Genomic DNA, 18,291 nt, shown 5'->3' with positions numbered 1-18,291 from the left:
CCGCTCGGGCTAGCGCTGGTTTTTGCGGTGATGATTATATCGACGACGGCGGTCGTCGCACTGGGTGCTGACGCAATTACGAGCACGCAGACGCAACTCGACGCGGAACGAACGGAAAAGTCGCTGACGGAACTCAATTCCAAAACCGCGCTCGTGGCACTGGGACAGACGGACGTACAGCAGGTCTCACTTCCTGCGAGCAGTTCGAGCACCTATCGTATCGACGAGGACGCTGGGTGGATGAACGTCTCCTATCAGAATACAACGTCCGGGAGTCGGACGACCGTATTCAACGAATCGATGGGTGAGGTGGCGTATCACGGCAGTGACGAGACGCGACTCGCGTATCAGGGCGGCGGCGTCTGGCGGTCCAGCGGTGACGGAACGTCGGTGATGGTGTCCCCGCCCGAGTTCCACTACCGGGACGCGACGCTGACGCTCCCCCTGGTGACAGTGAGCGGGTCCGGGACAATCAGAGACCGCGCGTCGATCACCCACAACCGAACAACGTCGCACTTTCCGAACACCACGCGAAACGCGAACTTCACGAACCCGCTGGAAGACGGGAAAGTCAACGTTACCCTCCAGAGCGAGTACTACCGCGCGTGGGGCGGGTACTTCGAGGAGCGAACGGACGGTGATGTGACGTACCACCCCGACAGCAGTCGTGTTTCGATCGTTCTCAAGGTCCCTGCAGGGCCGCGAAAAGTCCGGAACGCCGTCGCCGCGACGAGTGATTCCGGGTCGATCAAACTGAGCGGGAACGATGCATTTACCGACAGCTATACCTCGGCAGACGGGGACGGGTACGACGCCTCCGAGGCCGGTGACGGCGGCGATCTCACGACGGCAGGTGATGTCATCGTCACCGGGAGTGCGGAACTGAATGGAAACATCACCTCGGGCGGTCGCGTCGAATTCAGTAGTAACTCGATGACGTTCAACGGTGACCGGGTAGAATGGGCGGACGCATTCGACGACAAACACGGAGCGTGTTCCGGCTCTTGTTCCGACGAGCAGATCAGTTCGTTCGGTGATACCACCAATATCAACTCCCATGTCGACACACAGGTCGACGACCTATCGTCGTCGAACGATAACGGGGGAACGATAGCCGACGACGGCGTCATCGACGGGACCGAGGGGACGACGACCCTGTCCGCGGGCCGCTATCACGTCGACAGAATCGACCTCAGTGACGACGTGGAGTTCGACACGACTGGTGGAAACGTAATCATTGGCGTCGAGAACTACGTGAGCCTCAACACCGGAAACGATATCACGGTGTCCGGCCCGAATCAGGTGAAGATTTACGTAAAAGGCGAGTCGCCCGCGTCGGGCGGGAGCGCTGACGGCTATCACTTCTTCACACGGGCGAGTGAGATCAGGACAACCGGGGCGGTCAGTGAGCGGTCGACGCAAGTGTGGATCTACGGCAAAGATAATCTCCAGGCCCGGATGGAGAAGAAAGGGTCAGACAAGTCCAAAGTCACTGGCGTCATCTACGCGCCGGGGGGAAAGACCGGAACGAGCAGGTTCGAGATATGGAAGAGCGAACTCTACGGCGGTGCGGTCACCAGCCAAGTCGAACTGGAAAAGGGTGGCAGAGTCCACTTTGACCGGGCACTCAAACAAGAGCGTACAATTCCCAAAGACACGAGCGTGGTTGCGATCACCTATCTCCACATCTCGACGAACGACGTCAACATCACGTCCAATTGACCGCCGACACACCTCACTTCATCACTACCAGAAATGGTAGCACTTAGCGTCGGTCGGTTTTTGTTGTGGCTGCCATAGACAGTCGCTGGTAGCGACTATTGACGGGACGGCCAGCAGCCTTATCAGCTGTGATAACTACTGTCGGATAATGCGATTCCCCTGGGGTCAGGGTCGGGGTCAGCAACGGGCACAATCAGCCCCGCTCGGGCTGATACTGGTTCTCAGTCTCGTCATCGTCGGTTCCGGCGTCGTTGTCAGCCTGGGAGCGACGGCGCTGGTCGATACTGAGGCCGGGCTCGACGTCTCCCGGGCGGAGACGGGGATGACCCAACTGGATTCCCAGGCGGCCCTGGTGGCGCTTGGGAACGCCGACAGCCAGCGGGTGTCTCTCGTCGGGACGGACAGATCCACGTACCGAATCGACGACACTGCCGGTCGGATGACCGTCAATATCACCAACCACTCTGCTTCGCCCCCGACCACCGTCACGCTGATGGACGAGCGCCTCGGCGCGGTTGTCTACGAAAACGGGAACCAGGAAGTCGCCTATCAGGGCGGCGGGGTGTGGCGGCGCTCCGACAGCGGCAGTGTCATGGTTTCACCGCCGGAGTTCTACTACCGCGACGCGACGCTGACGCTCCCACTCATCACTGTCCGTGGCGACCGGTCGCTTGGCTCACGGGCGAGCATCTCGAAGGACGGCACGACGCAGGTGTATCCCGACCAGGCAGCTGGGAACATCAATCCGCTGGATACCGGGACGGTCAACATCACCGTCCAGAGCGAGTACTACCGGTCATGGGGGCGCTACTTCGAAGAGCGGACCGACGGTGACGCGTACTACGACCACGAAAACGACAGCGTGACCACGACGCTGGTCGTGCCGACGGGGCCGCGAGAAGTGACGAGCGCCGTCGCGGCCACGTCCGCCGGCGGACAGATTACGCTCTCCGGTAGCGGTACCGACCCCGCTCGAACGGACAGCTACAACTCGTCTGTCGGCGACTACTCGACCTCACGGGGGTCGTTCGGAACGATCACCACAGCCGGTGACGTGTACGTGAAAGGAAACAGCGAGGTGGACGGCTCCGTTCGATCCGGTGACAGAGTCGAGGTCAAGGGAAGCGGCGTCGTCACCCGTGACGTGGAGTACTCGACTACCAAGCACATCAAGGGCACTGTCAACGGCGATGTCAGACAGATCTCGGGCGTCGAGGGAGCCGGCGCTATCGACGGCCTGGTGAACCGGCGAGTCGCCAACGCAAGCAGTGGCAACGACAACGGCGCGACCAGCAGTATTTCGGGGAACCAGCTCGACAGCGGCGACCAGACGCTGGGCGCAGGCACCTACTACTTAGAAGACCTGACACTGAGCGGCGAGACGCTGACGATTAACACTGGTGGTGACGACGTGACCATCGCCGTCCGGGACTACGTCTACATCGAGAACAACGGGCAGATAAAAGTCAACGGTGGCGGGAAAGTCCGCCTCTACGTCAAAGGCGAGGCGACGTCCGCCAGCGGTCACCACTTCCACATCTATCGCACCGGGGACGTCAACATCGACAACGCCAATAACTCCAAGCAGTTCTGGGTGTACGGTCAGTCGGACTTCGACGCCGTCATCGAGGGGGACACCGATACTCCGCAGTTCGAGGGCGTGATTTACGCACCCGCCGGCGGCGTCGGTGCCAGCAGCGTCTCACTCAAGAAGGCGGAGCTGTACGGCGGCCTCGTCGCCGGGTCAGTCACGGTGGATAACGGCGGACTGGTCCACTACGACCGGGCGCTCAGAAACGAGCGGGCCGTCCCGAAGAACACGAACATCATCCGGCTGACGTACCTCCACGTCTCGAAGAACCGGATCAACGTGACCAGCGGGTAGTCGACCGGCTACTGGTCGATGTCGACCGCAATGTCGTGGTAGACGACGTACGTCCGCTGGATGCCGCCGGAAGACGACGTGAAGTTACACCAGCCGTCGGCCCCACAGGCGAACCCTTCCTGCTCGAAGTACGACTGCCAGAGTGCCTCGCGCTGTGGAGTCGAGTCGACACTGACGTTGACGTGTTCGATGTTCCCACCGGTATCGGCGAACGAGACGTTGCTGCTCCGGTGGTTCGTCCGGACGAGCACCGTCGACCCGCCCAGGCTCTGCTGGCCACTGGCGGTCGTGCCGACCACGGTGATGAGCACGCGGTCGTCTGAGACGAGTATCGGTGGCGTCCGTTTTTGCACCCCACCGTCCCGGTTCGTCCGATACACTGCCCCTGCCTCGTAGACGAGCTCTCGCTCCTGGCTGCCGGCGTAGATGATCGGTCGTATCTCCCAGGTCCCGACGTCTTTGGGGGCAGTCCCGTCGTGGACCTGTACCGATATCGTCGTGTTTTCGCCCGTCCTGAGCGTGGCTTCACCGAGGCTGACCTCCGTCGCACGGCTCGGCGCGCCCTGTTTGTGGAGGTCCGCGATGTTGTCGGAGAGCACGTCGAACGCCCGTTCGGCGTTCTCCATCTGCTCCGCGTCCCGAGCGTTCTGTAACGCCCCCAGCCCGCTCACTGAGACGAGTATTATCGATGCCACGATGAGGCTGAACACCAGGGCGAAGCTCAGCACCTCACTTACGGCGCGGTCAGCCATCTCGCACCTCCAGTTGATCGTTCGATTCGTCGTAGAACACGGTTATAACACCGCCGCCAGCACTGGAGTCCCCTAGGTCTGTCCGGGTTTTGAGCAACACAGTCACCGACACGTCCGGCGACGTCGATTCGAGCGCGAGTTCATCGGCGCCGGCGTCAATCGAAACCCGGTAGCCGGTTCCACTCACCCGCGCCGGGAACGTGTGATTCAGCCGCGCAGTCGGGTCGTCGTCGGCAGCGACCACCAGCCGGTCGATACGGGCGATGTCGGCGGCGACCTGCTGTCCGACGACTTCGAGTTCGTCCCTGATGACCTGCTCCTGCCGATTCTCGACGAAGTTGCCGCCGGCAATGAGGAGCCCGGACACCAGAATCGAGGCGATGGCCAGGCTCAGCGTGTAGCTCAGCGTCGTTGAGACGGCACGGTTACGACGCATCTGGCTCACCCGGGGCCACCCGTATCTTTGCCTCGTACCGGAGGTTCGACGTGTCGTAGCGGTAGCGGACGGTCACATCGTAGATTGCGGTTGTGCTGAACGGCGACGCGGGCGCTGTATCGAGCGTGTAGGCCCGCTTGCTATCGCGGACAACCATCGAGTAGTTCCCCCTGATCTGGTCGCCCGACTCGTAGCTGATGTTGTATTCGTCGCCGACACCGTGAGCGAACCGCCCGTCGAAGCTCCCGCCCTGGAGCGCGAGACACGGCTCGCCCTGGACTGTTCCGCCGGTCACGTCGATGTGGGCGTACGGCTCCTCGATAGGGACAGCACACGTCTGTGTGCCACTCGGTGTGTCGACTTCCACGTTGACCGTCCCGCTGGGTCCGACGTCACCCCAGACCCGCATCGTCCATTTCGGGTTGCCGCCGGTGCCGTTCGCTACGACGACGAACTCACTTCCCGAACTGGGGAGCTGTGTCGCGTTGATGACGAACCGTCTGGTCGCGTTCGTTCCGTCACCCGGGCGCGTGACCCGCTCTCTGACCATCCAATCGGCGCTCGGTGTCGCCTCGCCGGATTCGAACAATGACGTGTTGGTCTGGGCGATCCGCGTGCCGTAGGTCGGCGGGCCGGCGAGTGTGACGTTCACCAGCGTCCCGCTCGTGACCCGCTGGCGTTCCGTCTGTGTACTGACGGTCCCGATGCTCTCACGCACACCGGTTTCGAGTGTTGTTTGGGTCGAGTAGTTGTACTTGTTCGCCGCGGTGATGCCGCCCCCGACGTTTGTCTCCACCATCGCCCGCATCTCCAGCGCGTCGTTGCTCCCGGCGACCTCGCCCCGACTCGCGAGGTTCTGCGTGTAGATCGCGGAGTTGACGACCAGCGCAAGCCCGATGAACGTCACCGCCAGGGCCAACGCGGCGATGAGGATTATCTGTCCGCGGTCGTCGTCGTTCAGATGCGCCACGCGACCACCTCTACGCTGACCGTGTTGTAGACGTTCTTTCCAGTGTCCGAAACCGTATAATCGGTCGCTGGGTCACCGAGCCGCGTGCTGTTGCGCGTCCCGTCCGCATCACGCAGGTGGTCGTCGTCCATGAGCGTGATTGTGTGGCTCGCACGCACCGCGTTGTCGCTCGGTTCGCCGCTGTAGATGTATCGTGTCGTGACGGTTCGCTCCTGCGTGTTCTGGAACCTGAGATAGACGTTGTACGCGATTCCCCGCTGGTCGAACGCGCGTTCTAACAACTCCCCGAATCGATTGTCCGGCGGCCCGTTCGTGTAGTACTCCCGACCGCCGGCCGTGTTGTGGAACTGCGCCGTGCTGTTGTCCCAGTAGAGCACAGCCGGTTTCAGTGCGTCTTCTGCCGCCGCGGAGGCGAGGACGCCGTGGCCGATTGCCTGCTGCTGGTTCTCGATGTGCTGACTCGACGTGCTCGCGGACAGCGGCGTCACCGCCGTCATCTGCAGCGCGAACACCAGGCTCGCGAGTAACAGCATGCCGCTGACGATGGCTTCGAGCGTGTGTGCCTGCGCGCGCATGCTACCACATCACCACGCGTACTGTGACATCCTGCCCGTTCAACGAGACCACTCGCAACGCAGTGACCGACGCGTCGTTGTTTGTCGGCGGGTTCCCACCAGTAGTGAGTACCGTCCCACAACTACCACTAGCTTCAACGAGTTCCTCAGTTGCTCCATCCCAGCAGAGCGTTTCACCGGAGGCCGCTGTTGCCGTCGCGTTCCCCCGGATTGTGACGTTCACGTTCTCCCGAGCCGGGTCGAGCCCGACCCGTTCCTCCGCACTCCCGCCTGACTCGTAGCCACATCCTGACGGTGGTGCGTTCCCAGCGAAGAACTCCCGAGTACAGTGTTCGTCTAGGACGTACAGCTGCTGTGGCGAACCGAGCATCCCCATTGTGAGCCCATCGGCGACTCTGTCGGTCGTGACTGTCTCCTCCTGAACCCCCGCAGAAAACGGCGACAACAACCCCGGAATGAACAGGAAAATGAATATCAGGACACTCAGAAACAGGCTCATACCGATCGCGAAGTCCAGCGTCGTCTGCCCGCGCCGGTGCTCTTCGATCCAGAGTGACCGGCCGACACGCCGGTCGTTAGACTGCGTCTCGTTTCTCCTACGGTTCATGAGCCTGATTCACTAAACTGAGATTACTGTAGGGATGGCCTCAGTCGTTATAGCCATTATGGCCGTACTGTAACTCCAATTACCAGATTTCTATGCACTCCACGAGGCCGATGTAGTACTGGCCTAACCGAGACCGTGGGGCCGGTTCTCTATGTCCCGGTGCTTCGATGGGTTTAAGCAATCCCATCGGGAAGCAAACAATGCACGCAAGGGCTCGTAGATCAGGGGTAGATCACTCCCTTGGCATGGGAGAGGCCCCGGGTTCAAATCCCGGCGAGTCCATCCTTATTTTACCGTCGTGGATGAGAGATCGACGACACAGGTAGGCTGATTTGGGATGTAGCCCGGCAGATTCTATAATAAACCACACAATCGAGGGCACAATACTGTCTAACCAAGATATTAGGAGAAAAACCAGCTAGAGACATTACTAAACCAACCGTTACCCGTTGCTGCCGGATTCAATTAAAAGGTCAAGTTGGGGCTCAATTCGCATTACGTAAGTACCGTCCAGTCCACCGTATACGAATAATAAGGAACCTCAGTCAACTAAATCTTGTTTAGTGTTGTCACATATCACAAGCGTTCCAACATATGGCATAGCAATCTTGGTTAATATATGACATTTACGGAGGGTATTGTAATGTCAGTGGCTCCGGAATTCGACACACGGTGCCGGTAGTGTATACCGCTGGTAGGTCCCGTTAGAGGGAATACCTGCTGTTTAACCTCAGTAGGTCACCGATGGAACCGTTATTAGTATGGGTGAAACAGTAAACTTATGTGCAATAGTTGGTATGTAAATAAGTATGTTCGAGTGGGGCAGCCGGGGGGCTGGAGACCGGGGTGTATCGCATGTTCTGGGTGTGGTGTTGTTGGCAAGCGCCGTCATTGTTGGTGCCGTACTGATCGTTCAGGTGGGGCAACAGACAATCGGAGATGTCAACGACGACGCGAACGTCGAACTCGCCGAGGAGGTGCTGCTGTCGGTCGATCAGAGCTTCCAGCGGTCAGACACCAACGAATCAGTCGAGATCCCAGACCGGGTTCGGTCTGACGTCGCCGTTTCTGGCAACGCGGCATACAATCTGACGCTGAACGGACGCTCGGCCTGTTCGACGGGGAACCGCTCGCTGCAGACGATTCGGTATCAAAAGAACGGCCAACAGGTCGGCTATCAGGGCGGGGGTGTGTGGCGGATGACCGAGTCGGGCGCAACGATGTCGTCGCCCCCAGCAGTGAACTACGACGAAGGGGCACTGTCGGTATCGTTCGCAAATATCTCCGGACAGCAGATCCAGGGGAGTTCGGTTGCCATTCAATCCAACGCGACGGCCAAGCGGTCGCACGAAGCGGCACTGCAGATGGCCCTGTTCACCGACGCGTCCTACGAGGACGCGCGAACCGGCTCAATTTCGTCACCCAGTTATGAGTGTACTCCGTCGCAAGTCGCCAACGCGACATTGACTATCGAAAACAGTAGCTATGCCCGCGCCTGGGCAGATTGGGCACGGAGCACCTACGATGATCAGTACGTTGAGGTGACCCCGGCGTCTGTCAAGCCGGGAGAGAGCGTTCACATACGCTTTGCACTCGGCGACGTGACGAACCCGAAGTTCAAAGTCGAGGGTGTCACGGTCAAGCCGGACCCGTCAGACCCTGGGAAAGCAGTCGTGACAGCGACGGTCCGGAACACCGGAGGCTTAGAAGATACACAGGATATCACGCTGAAGCACAACCAGTCGGGGTCACCAAGCGAGGTGGAGGAGACAATGACCCTCATCGGCGGGGAATCGACCACTGTGAGTCGGTCGGTGAGCGTCTCGTCGGCGACGCCACACAACTTCACTGTGGAGTCAAAGCAGGACGAAGACTACAAAGTCATCAAGTATACGTCCGTCCACGGAACGCCGTCACTGGATGTCACCAGCAATTCGATTCCGGCAACAGCGCGGCTGAATCAGGTCCCATCGGCTGAGGTCACAGTCACGAACACTGGGCAAATGACGGCAGATCAGGAGGTCGTCTTCCGCGTCAACGGGTCGAAAAGCACGACGCGAAGCGTGCTGGTCGGCCCTGGACAGAGCCGAACAATCGACTTCGGGCCGTCAATGCCAACGTCGGAGAACGGCACGTACGACCTGGAAGTCGAAACAGAGGATGATACATACTCACAACACAACGACGACGGACACTACTTCATCGTCGGTGATGCAGGTGTGTTCGAGATAGCGTCCGTTTCGCCGCCGGGTGGATTGCAAAGTGGGGATACGGCGACCGTTGACACAACGGTCGAAAACACTGGTGACATTCGGAAATCCACCGATGTCGAGGTCCGTATCGAGAACGCGTCTGGCAGCGTTGTTGCGTCGAAGACCACGACGCTCACCCTCAACGGGACTCGCCGAGGCACTGAGTCGGGGACCGCTTCAGTGACCAGTGGCCCGCTAATAGTCGGGTCACCACAGCAGTACACCTATGTCGTCGAGACACCGGACGATACCGGGTCAGGGTCCTTCGTCGTCGGTTCATCGTCGCCGCCGTTGTACGAGATCACCGCTGTAGACGTACAGAACCCCGTCGCACCGAACAACCAGACGAATATCAAGTTCGCCGTCGCGAACACCGGCGGAACCGAAGGAAAGCAAACACTGCGCGTCGAGTACAACGGAACGACCCACATTGCGGAGGACGAACGGCTCGACCCCGGGGAGAGCGTCACGCTCAATCGGACCGTCACGGCGCCCACCGAACCCGGGGATTACTCGGTAACCTTCTCGACGGCGAACCGGTCGCGACAGTCGACGCTGACCGTCGAGCCGGACTCGCTGCTCGAAGGGAACGGCTCGACGATCACGATACAGCAGTCGGTCAATGCTTCGGTTGCGCTGAAGGGTGCGGACCTGGAAGGCTTCTCAAATCGCTGGAACTACATCTACCATGCACCCGTGCAGATGTCACTATATGTCGACAACGGGTCCGACCCACAGTCGATCGGACTCTGGCGGGGGTACGAGAACGGCGACATCAATGGTCCGCACGCGGAGCAGCGCCTCATCTCTGACGAACACGAGAACCCGTACTACTACTCCGATTCGTTCGAACCCGGAACGGAGATCTCAGTCTTTGCAAAGTCCTACGGCTGTGACAGGTATTCCTACACCTCTCCTTCGATTGAGCTGGCTGGTTATGACACGAAGTACTGTAGTGACTGGGATACATACGACACGACCACTGTCAGCCAGACACAGAACCAGCAGAACCTCGTCATCCTGAACGACGGCGACGAGCTTCCAGCGTTCGAGCAAGCACAGTGGTACCAGCGAGACATTCAGGATACGCTCGGAAGCCGCGTGAACGACACGGGGTATCTCCAACTGGGCGACGGGGAACGCGCACTCCTCTATGAACTCTCACAGGAGGACGCAGACCCAGCTAACGCGGCAAATGACGGCGACCCTGACTATAACGATGCCGTTGTCCTGTTCACAGTCAACGCAATCGAAAAAGACGTACAGACGGGTCCGGAGTACAACCTCATCGACACCGACGCCCCAAGCAGGGTTGATGAGACAACCGACGCAACGCTGACGGCTGAGGTAATGAACGTCGGCGGAAAGAGCGGTGAAGCTACCCTAGAGAGCAGCTTTGATGGCAACAGTGCCGGGACGAACTCGACGACAATTGAACCCGGAGAGACCGAAACCGTCACGTTCACCCTTCCGACTAGTTCAAAGGCAACTGGGGAAAGCTATCCGTACACGGTATCTATCCCCGGTACGCAACAGAAGGCGAGCGGGAACGTGCGTGTCGGTGATACGGAAGGACAGTTCATGCAGATTGATTCAGTCCGTGCCGAGAGCGTGATTGACAGTGACGACACGGCAACGGCGACTGTCAACGTCACTAACGTTGGCGAGCAGGACGGTACAGATACCGTCGTCCTCCGTGCGAAAAACAACGACGATACAAGTCCGTCATTTACCGACATCGACTCGAAAACCATGTCAGCGGACCTCAACCCAGGTGAAACCCGACAGTTTACGCTTGATATGCCGACCAGTCGCGGCAACTACACCTACTACATCGAAACGTCGAACTCCACGTCCCCGGAACTGTCGTTCTTCGTGGGGGAGTCGAACGTTGTCGTCAACGACACGCAGTCGGTGAACATCGGCGCGGAGACCTACAACACCTCAGAACTAATCGAGCGTCGCGGCGGCGCACAGCGGATGACCGTGGAGGTCCGCAATAACGGGACCGTAGGTGACGAACGGGAAGTGAACCTCACAATCAAAAACAAAAGCGACGGGTCGACCGTCTTCGCCGGCTCCGAGATGGTCACTGCTGGGACCGGCGACCTGACCAATACCGATCCGTTCCCGGCTTGGGCGGGCTACGACGTCGATCTCGACCCCGGCTACTACACCTATGAGGTGACCGTGTACGACGAAACGGCGAGCGGCACCGTGGCCGACACCGCGACGGGTGAGATATATCTCAAGAACGTCGACGAAACGGGGGCGACCGGGAACGACTCACCGGTTACGGTCGACTCAGACACGGTGACACTCGGTAGCTAAACAGCCGCATCGACATCCTTCTGCAGTCGCTTGTTCGTCGGACGATACTTCGAAGGCAGGCAATACGGCGGCTTCCAGGATTCGAGCGGTAGCGATGCCTCTCACCGGTCGAGCGCACGCAAAGAAAAGCTGTGCTGTGTTGAACCGAGTTAGCCGAAGAGTTCGCCGAGGCCCTCACCGCTTGCCTCGTCGTCCTCGTCGTCATCGTCGTCGCCGCCGTCGTCGGCAGCCTCTTCTTCGGCTTCCTCGTCGGCCTCGTCGGCCTCGTCAGCGCCACCCTCGGCGGGTGCGGCCGCGCCACCGCTTGCCGGCACCGGTGCCGCAGCGGCCTGGTCGACGGCCTCCTCGATGTCGACGTCCTCGAGGGCGGCGACGAGGGCCTTGACGCGGGACTCCTCGACGTCGACGCCTGCGGCGTCGAGCACGTCGGTGAGGTTGTCTTCGTTGATCTCTTCGCCCGATTCGTTCAGGATGAGTGCAGCGTATACGTATTCCATTGTTGTAGTGTGTGTTGTTAGAACATCGCTCCGAGCGCGTCGCCGGCGTCCTCGTCGTCGTCGCCGTCGTCGGCCTCCTCGGCCGCGTCGTCGGCGTCGGCGTCGTCCTCGGATGCGGTGTCGTCGTCTTGATCGTCAGTCGGTTCCTCTGTCGCCACGTCGGCCTCGACGCCCTGGAGTTCCTCCGGGAGCGCCTCTTCGTCGTCGATCTGCGAGGCGAGCGCACGGACCTGTGCGTCGGCCTTGCTCACGAGGTCAGGCACGACCTCGGGGTCCTCGATGGCCGCCTGGAGCGCGAGACTCTTGGCGTTGCCACGAGCGGACTGGAGCATCGTCGGGGCCGTCGTCGCGGTCGGGTAGTCGGCGTTGACCGAGAGATTGAACGCCCGGCCGGCAGCCGCCTGGATGTCGCTCCGGTACTCGTCGACGTCGAGTTCCAGTTCCTCGGGTTCGAACAGCACGCCGTCAGCGAAGACGGCGCGGAGGTCGAGACCGACCTCCTTCGGTTCGATACCGAGTTCGTTCAGCACGTTCGCGAGTTCCTGGGAGACTTCCTCGCCGGTGTCAAGCACCGTCGAGTCAGAAAGGACCTGAATGGAGCCTTCCTGAATGCGTGCGTCGGCACCCACGCTCTGGAGTTCGCCGACGAACGGACCGGGGTCGACGCCCGTGTCGCCTTCCGGAATCACGATATCGTTCGGGGCCACCTCGCCGGCACCGATGGGTGCGGGCGTCTTGGAGGCCTCGAGTTCCTGAAACAGCGAGAACGGGTTGTCGTCGGTCCCGATGAGCCCGACCTGCCCGGTGATGTAGCTGTTGAGGTCTTCGAGTCCGTCGTCGACTTCGTCAAGCGCACGCTCAAGCAGCGTGTTCCGGGAGACGCGAAGTTCGGCGGTCCCGTGCAGGTCACGTCGCATGTCCTGTAGCTGTCGGGACGGAATCCCGGCGATGTTGACGACGCCGACGCTCTCGTAGGACTCGATCATCGCTACGATGGCGTCGACCTCTTCCTGCTTCCACTCGGGAATGGTTTCGGTCTTGCGTTCGGATTCGGCGCTCATATCAGGCAACCTCCATCGCAGGCCCCATCGTCGTCTTCACGTAGACAGTGTCGATGTTGAGCGGGCCCTTCTCGAGGTCCGCGTGCAGACGGCGGAGGATAACGTCGATGTTGTCCGCGATGTTTTCGGCGGACATGTCCTCCGCGCCGACCCGCGTGTGGAACGTTCGCCGTTCCCCGCTGCGGAGCTGCACGGTGTTTTTCATGCGTTCGATGACCTCGACGACGTCGTCGTCGGGGTCGAGCGGTTCCGGCATCTTCCCACGCGGACCGAGGACGGTCCCGAGGTAGCGACCGATGTCCTGCATCATGCCCTTCTCTGCGATGAAGAAATCAGTGTCATCGGCGAGGTCCTTGGCGGCGTCGTCATCGCCACCCAGTTCCTCGAGTTCGTCCTCGTCGAGTACGTCGTCTGCGACTTCCTCGGCACGGAGGGCGGTTTCGCCCTCGGCGAAGACCACAATAGTGGTCTCCTGGCCGGTGCCAGCAGGAAGCACGACGGACTCGTCGACGCGGTTCGACGGGTCGTTAAGATCTAAGTCGCGCAGGTTCACAGCGAGGTCGACCGTTTCGCGGAAATTCCGCTCAGGTGCGTCCTCGAGTGCGCGCGAGACTGCGTTCTCTATTTCCTGATCTGCCATTGTTCACCTCCGTAGTACGCCAATCGGCTTCTACGGGTCAGTGAAACAGGCGGATGCCTGTCTCGTGCGGGTAGACGCCAATGCGACACTTAAACCCGTCGAACCAGCCCAAGGGCCGCTGACGGGCGTGTTTCCGGTTCTCAGGGACCAGTCGCTGGTGACGATCCCACCGACTGTGCAGTAGCTCACAGCGTCGAAAGCAAGGGAAAACACACGCCAGCCGCACAGCGGTCCGACTTACGCCTGTGCTTCGGCCGCGAACACGTCGTCGTACTCGCCCGCGTCGATGCGTTCCTTGAACTCGCGTGGGTTCTCGCCTTCGATGGTGACACCGAGGGAGGTGCACGTCCCGACGACTTCCTTTGCAGCGTTCTTCAGGTCGTAGGAGAGCAGGTCGGGATGCTTCTGCTCGGCGATCTGTTTGACCTGGTCGACGGAGAGGTCAGCGACGAAGTCCTCTTGTGGTTCGCCGCTGCCGGTTTCGAAGCCGGCCTCGTCCTTGATGAGTTCGGCCGTCGGCGGGACACCGACCTCGATCTCGAAGGAGCCGTCGTCGTCGTACTCGACGGTGACGGGGACTTCGGTGCCGTCGAACGCTGCCGTCTGGTCGTTGATTTCCTGTACGACTGCCTGCACGTCCACCGGTGTCGGGCCGAGTTCCGGACCGAGTGGCGGGCCAGGGTTGGCCTCCCCACCGGGAACGAGGACTTCGATAGTTCCAGCCATACATAGTGGAATCCTCGCGGCAGTTTAAAGGATTGCGTTTCACGGATCGCTGCGTGAGGCCTCCACACGCACGAACGCTCACCGTTTGGAACCAACAAACAAGAGGTCAGCGCGGCAAAGAATAGAATCCCAGTCAGTTCAGGCGAACGTCACGCCGTGCCGCGCGAGGAAGTCGCTCGCGTCCTTGATTTCGACTGGGGAGCCGATTATCCGAATCTGTTCACCGTCCTGATGAACACTCACAGTGAACTGCTGTTCCAACTCCTCGCGAATTCCGTCGAGCGCACCGACTGGCAGCAGTATCTGCGTGCTGTCGCGGAACCGACTCGCCGCTCCCATTATCGACACATGACGGTGGATACCCTATAGGTGTGTCGAATTACATGAGGGTCGTTTGACCATTCTGAACGGCAGGACAACTGCGTCGACCCGGGCCGATGGGGTGGCGTCGGCGAGGGAGGAAAGCCTTATTCGGTGCGAGGGGCCGACATACACTTAATGGGGCTCGAAGAGGAGATTCAGGAACTCGAGGACGAAATCGCCAGCACTCCCTACAACAAGTCTACAGAGGCCCATATCGGTCGGCTGAAGTCCAAGCTCGCGGAGAAAAAGGAAAAGCTCGAACAGCAGGCCTCTTCGGGCGGCGGCGGTGGCTACGGCGTCGAGAAACACGGCGACGCGACCGTCGCGCTCGTCGGGTTCCCCAGCGTCGGGAAGTCGACGCTGCTGAACGCACTCACAAACGCCGAGTCCGAAACGGGAGCCTACGAGTTTACCACACTTGATGTCTACCCGGGAATGCTCAAGCACAAGGGAGCGAACATCCAGATTCTCGACGTTCCCGGTCTCATCGAAGGGGCTGCTGGTGGTCGCGGTGGCGGCAAGGAGGTGCTGTCCGTCGTCCGGACTGCGGACCTCATCGTCTTCCTCATCTCCGTCTTCGAGATCGACCAGTACGACCGACTCAGCGAAGAACTGTACAAGAACAAGATCCGACTCGACCAGGACCCGCCGTGGGTCAACGTCCGGAAGAAGGGCAAGGACGGGATTTCGGTCAACACTGCCTCCGGCGTCGAACTCGACGACGAGACGGTCAAAGCCGTTCTGCGCGAGCACGGCTACGTCAACGCCGACGTCACCATCGGCGAGCAGATCGACATCGACCAGCTCATCGACGGCGTGATGGACAACCGCGTCTATCTGCCCTCCCTCGTTGCTGTCAACAAGGCTGACCTCATCGAACCCGACTACCTGCCCAAAGTCGAAGACGAGCTCCGGGAGCGTGACATCGACCCCGACGAAGCAATCTTCATCAGCGCCGAGGAAGAGAAAGGGCTCGATAGCCTCACCGAACGCATCTGGGACGAACTCGGCCTGATCCGGATCTACATGGACAAGCCGGGCCGCGGTGTCGACCGCGAGGAACCGCTGATACTCCGCGAGGGCGACACCGTCGACGACGCCTGCGAGAAACTCGGCGGGAGCTTCGACGAGCGCTTCCGATTCGCTCGTGTGACCGGTCCAAGCGCCAAGCACGACGAACAGCAGGTCGGGCGCGACCACGAACTCGCTGACGAAGATATCTTGCGGATCGTCGCTAACCGCTAGGTTGTCGCGCGTCGGTTCTCGCGTGCACGCGAACAACTGAAAAGAAAGGGTCCCACGGAAGAACAATCCTGTGGAGGACCGCTACCGCATAGCGGAGTAGATGCGTTCATTGGTGTGGAACCCTGCTACCAACTATGGACCGCGGTCCCAGACGCCGTCTTATCGCCGTCGTTGTTGCCGGCCTCGTCCCCTGGACAGTGGTGCTAATTGGAAAGGAACTGACGCTCGTCTTCTCGTTTGGCCTGTTCAACACGAACCCGCCGGAGTTGCTCTCGGTCTACAGCTACTTCATCCGCTTTACCAGCGCACTCCCGCAGTTTATCGAATCGTGGGGTTCGGGCGTCCTGCTGTATGCCTTTGCTCTAGCCAGCGCCGTTGCCGGTGTCGTCTGGCGTGAGGATGTTCGGGTGACCGCCCTCGCACTCGCAGGTGCGGGTCTGACGCAGTTTCCGGTGTTTCTGGGATTCAACAGGCGGCTCAACTACGTGGCTGTCCCGGTCGGCTCCCTTGTCCTGCTTATCGTGGTCTGGTGGTACTACCTCCCGGCTATCCGAGCGGACACGGCGACGGAGTGAGCCGCGGTATCGAATCCGGACGGAACCACCTGTGGCGGTAGCCTTTTCGCTCGCTCGCACCATGTGCCGTGTATGTGGTCACTCGATCATACGATGATGCGCGTCGAGGATCTGGACGCGTCGCTGGACTGGTACCAGACGTATTTCGATTACGAGGAGAAGGGCCGCTGGGAGGCCGACACCTTCACGAACGTCTTCCTCGGTCCGGAGGACGTCCACGATGATGGTGCCCTGCTCGAACTCACGTACAACCACGACGGGCGCTCGTACACGATGGGTGACGCGTGGGGACACATCGCCGTCCGCTGTGACGACGTGTACGAGGCCTACGACGAGCTGATGGACGCCGGCGTCGAGGACTACCGCGACCCGGACTCCTGTGGCGGCTCCTACGCCTTCGTCACGGACCCCGACGGTCACGAGATCGAGATCGTCGAACGGGACCACGGCGCGAAGTGGTCGCTGGACCACACGATGATCCGTGTCGAAGACGCCGAACAGGCTATCGGCTGGTACACCCGAAAGCTCGACTACGACCTGTTCCGCCGCGAGGAGTTCGACGACTTCGCCCTGTACTTCCTCAAGCCCGAGGATGCCCCAGAAGAGGCGATGTCGGTCGAACTCACCTACAACTACGACGGCCGGTCGTACGAACTCGGCGATGCCTGGGGGCATCTCGCGGTTCGAACCGATGACCTCCATAGCGCGTGGGAGACGCTGATGGGTCGCCACGCCGAGGATTACCGCGACCCCGAGAGCTGTGACGACCGCTACGCGTTCACCAAAGACCCCGACGCCCGCGAAATCGAACTCGTGACCAACTGACGGCACTGGTCGGTACTACCCGTCTGTTCTAATCTATTCTCGCGCGGTAGCTGTCAGAAGGAGATTCGTCTACGGAGTCGTTCCTGAGCGAGCAGTGAGGATCTGTGAAGCCCTAGCGTCTCAGGCCAGCGATACCATCTCCGATACGTATCTCTGGGCCGTCAAACGCCCGAATGCCGATCCTGTGCTATGACCTACAAGCTGCTTGGACCACATCTAATCGCCTCAGATGGCGTCTTTGGGGCTTGACTATTCATGACAATCAGATTTCCTAACCACAAAACATATACAACAGACACCTATCGTTTAGACTGTACCCCTACCCATGACGCCAGAAGTGAGTACGCCGGTTCGGTCTATGCGTGGCCACGGTGGCCGCGTTCCGACCAGGTGGAAAACTGCTGGGGTCGCCCGATAGCAAACACAAACTATGACAGGAAATTCAGACAAGGTTCGCAGCCTGTTCCTCACGGCGCTGATGGTCTTCTCGGTATTCGCCGGGACCATCGCGTTCTCCGGTGGCGCAGCCGCCGCCGCGAACGTCAGCGTCCAGCAGGCAGCAGAATACGATAGCGGGACAGTCGAATTGGCACTCAATGGTTCAACCGGTAGCCCAGTCACGACGGGAGACATCGACATCTACATCGACGGAAACGAGAACCCGAGCAACTACGGTGTCTCGTCAGTCGACGGGACTGACGACGGGACGACTGGACGCCTCCAGTTCAGTCTGGATCAGGACGTTCAGCCGAACCGGAACCTGACCGTCGAGGTTTCAGGTCTCTCCGGCGGTGACAACACGGTCGTCGCTGAGGACATCGACGTGACG

General features: G+C 60.4%; 17 protein-coding genes and 1 tRNA gene. 8 read left to right on the top strand and 10 right to left on the bottom strand.

Translation table 11 applies throughout. The features are described 5' to 3' along the window. Nucleotides 1–30 precede the first annotated feature (30 nt). Nucleotides 31–1,722, top strand: coding sequence for a hypothetical protein (locus AV929_RS04910; protein ID WP_014040767.1), 1,692 nt, complete (start codon nt 31–33; stop codon nt 1,720–1,722). A 148-nt stretch (nt 1,723–1,870) separates the two neighbouring features. Further along, nucleotides 1,871–3,607 (top strand): polymer-forming cytoskeletal protein, encoded by a 1,737-nt coding sequence (locus AV929_RS04905; protein ID WP_064287599.1) that lies wholly within the window; start codon nt 1,871–1,873, stop codon nt 3,605–3,607. A gap of 8 nt (nt 3,608–3,615) precedes the next feature. Here the strand turns inward: AV929_RS04905 and AV929_RS04900 are convergent, their stop codons facing one another. The 5 genes from AV929_RS04900 to AV929_RS04880 are packed head-to-tail and all read right to left on the bottom strand — an operon-like array spanning nt 3,616 to nt 6,947. Continuing rightward, nucleotides 3,616–4,359 (bottom strand): hypothetical protein, encoded by a 744-nt coding sequence (locus tag AV929_RS04900; protein ID WP_008313093.1) that lies wholly within the window; start codon nt 4,357–4,359, stop codon nt 3,616–3,618. Beyond that, nucleotides 4,352–4,795 (bottom strand): hypothetical protein, encoded by a 444-nt coding sequence (locus AV929_RS04895; protein WP_008313095.1) that lies wholly within the window; start codon nt 4,793–4,795, stop codon nt 4,352–4,354. The genes AV929_RS04900 and AV929_RS04895 overlap by 8 nt, the downstream gene beginning before the upstream one ends. After that, nucleotides 4,785–5,765 carry a hypothetical protein gene (locus AV929_RS04890; protein ID WP_014040764.1) on the bottom strand — a complete coding sequence of 327 codons (981 nt, stop codon included), beginning with the start codon at nt 5,763–5,765 and terminating at the stop codon, nt 4,785–4,787. The genes AV929_RS04895 and AV929_RS04890 overlap by 11 nt, the downstream gene beginning before the upstream one ends. Continuing rightward, nucleotides 5,753–6,340, bottom strand: coding sequence for a hypothetical protein (locus AV929_RS04885; RefSeq protein WP_014040763.1), 588 nt, complete (start codon nt 6,338–6,340; stop codon nt 5,753–5,755). Before AV929_RS04885 ends, AV929_RS04890 begins: the two co-directional genes overlap by 13 nt. A gap of 1 nt (nt 6,341) precedes the next feature. Further along, nucleotides 6,342–6,947, bottom strand: a complete 606-nt coding sequence (locus AV929_RS04880; RefSeq protein WP_064287598.1) for a hypothetical protein — start codon at nt 6,945–6,947, stop codon at nt 6,342–6,344. A 210-nt stretch (nt 6,948–7,157) separates the two neighbouring features. Between AV929_RS04880 and AV929_RS04875 the strand changes: the two genes are divergently transcribed. Beyond that, a tRNA-Ala gene (locus AV929_RS04875) sits at nt 7,158–7,229 on the top strand. A gap of 527 nt (nt 7,230–7,756) precedes the next feature. Next, nucleotides 7,757–11,530: a hypothetical protein gene (locus AV929_RS04870; RefSeq protein WP_064287597.1), complete on the top strand. Its 3,774-nt coding sequence runs from the start codon at nt 7,757–7,759 to the stop codon at nt 11,528–11,530. Nucleotides 11,531–11,679: 149 nt separating this feature from the next. Here AV929_RS04870 and rpl12p read toward each other — a convergent pair whose 3' ends face one another. The 5 genes from rpl12p to AV929_RS04845 all read right to left on the bottom strand — a co-directional run bounded on the left by rpl12p (nt 11,680) and on the right by AV929_RS04845 (nt 14,793). Next, nucleotides 11,680–12,027 carry a 50S ribosomal protein P1 gene (rpl12p, locus tag AV929_RS04865; RefSeq protein ID WP_014040760.1) on the bottom strand — a complete coding sequence of 116 codons (348 nt, stop codon included), beginning with the start codon at nt 12,025–12,027 and terminating at the stop codon, nt 11,680–11,682. A gap of 17 nt (nt 12,028–12,044) precedes the next feature. Then, nucleotides 12,045–13,088 (bottom strand): 50S ribosomal protein L10, encoded by a 1,044-nt coding sequence (locus tag AV929_RS04860; RefSeq protein ID WP_064287596.1) that lies wholly within the window; start codon nt 13,086–13,088, stop codon nt 12,045–12,047. Nucleotide 13,089: 1 nt separating this feature from the next. Then, nucleotides 13,090–13,728 (bottom strand): 50S ribosomal protein L1, encoded by a 639-nt coding sequence (locus AV929_RS04855; RefSeq protein WP_050036750.1) that lies wholly within the window; start codon nt 13,726–13,728, stop codon nt 13,090–13,092. A 237-nt stretch (nt 13,729–13,965) separates the two neighbouring features. Continuing rightward, a complete protein-coding gene (locus tag AV929_RS04850) occupies nt 13,966–14,454 on the bottom strand; it encodes a 50S ribosomal protein L11 (protein ID WP_004591731.1) in 489 nt (162 codons plus the stop codon). Nucleotides 14,455–14,592: 138 nt separating this feature from the next. Beyond that, on the bottom strand, nt 14,593–14,793 hold the full coding sequence (locus AV929_RS04845; protein ID WP_044951920.1) for a hypothetical protein: 201 nt from the start codon (nt 14,791–14,793) through the stop codon (nt 14,593–14,595). 159 nt (nt 14,794–14,952) lie between these two features. Here AV929_RS04845 and AV929_RS04840 point away from each other — a divergent pair, with 159 nt between their 5' ends. From AV929_RS04840 to AV929_RS04825, 4 genes are all read left to right on the top strand, one after another. Next, nucleotides 14,953–16,062, top strand: coding sequence for a GTP-binding protein (locus AV929_RS04840; protein ID WP_014040756.1), 1,110 nt, complete (start codon nt 14,953–14,955; stop codon nt 16,060–16,062). 134 nt (nt 16,063–16,196) lie between these two features. After that, nucleotides 16,197–16,637: a TIGR04206 family protein gene (locus AV929_RS04835; RefSeq protein ID WP_014040755.1), complete on the top strand. Its 441-nt coding sequence runs from the start codon at nt 16,197–16,199 to the stop codon at nt 16,635–16,637. 72 nt (nt 16,638–16,709) lie between these two features. Further along, nucleotides 16,710–17,462, top strand: coding sequence for a VOC family protein (locus AV929_RS04830; RefSeq protein WP_064287595.1), 753 nt, complete (start codon nt 16,710–16,712; stop codon nt 17,460–17,462). A gap of 430 nt (nt 17,463–17,892) precedes the next feature. Beyond that, on the top strand, nt 17,893–18,291 hold a 399-nt coding region (locus AV929_RS04825), incomplete at its 3' end, for a surface glycoprotein (protein ID WP_196219975.1).

Source organism: Haloarcula sp. K1 (assembly GCF_001647155.1).
In the GTDB taxonomy this organism is placed as follows: domain Archaea; phylum Halobacteriota; class Halobacteria; order Halobacteriales; family Haloarculaceae; genus Haloarcula; species Haloarcula hispanica.
The sequence above is the reverse complement of the archived record's forward strand: the minus strand, read 5'-3'. Positions and strand labels throughout refer to the sequence as shown.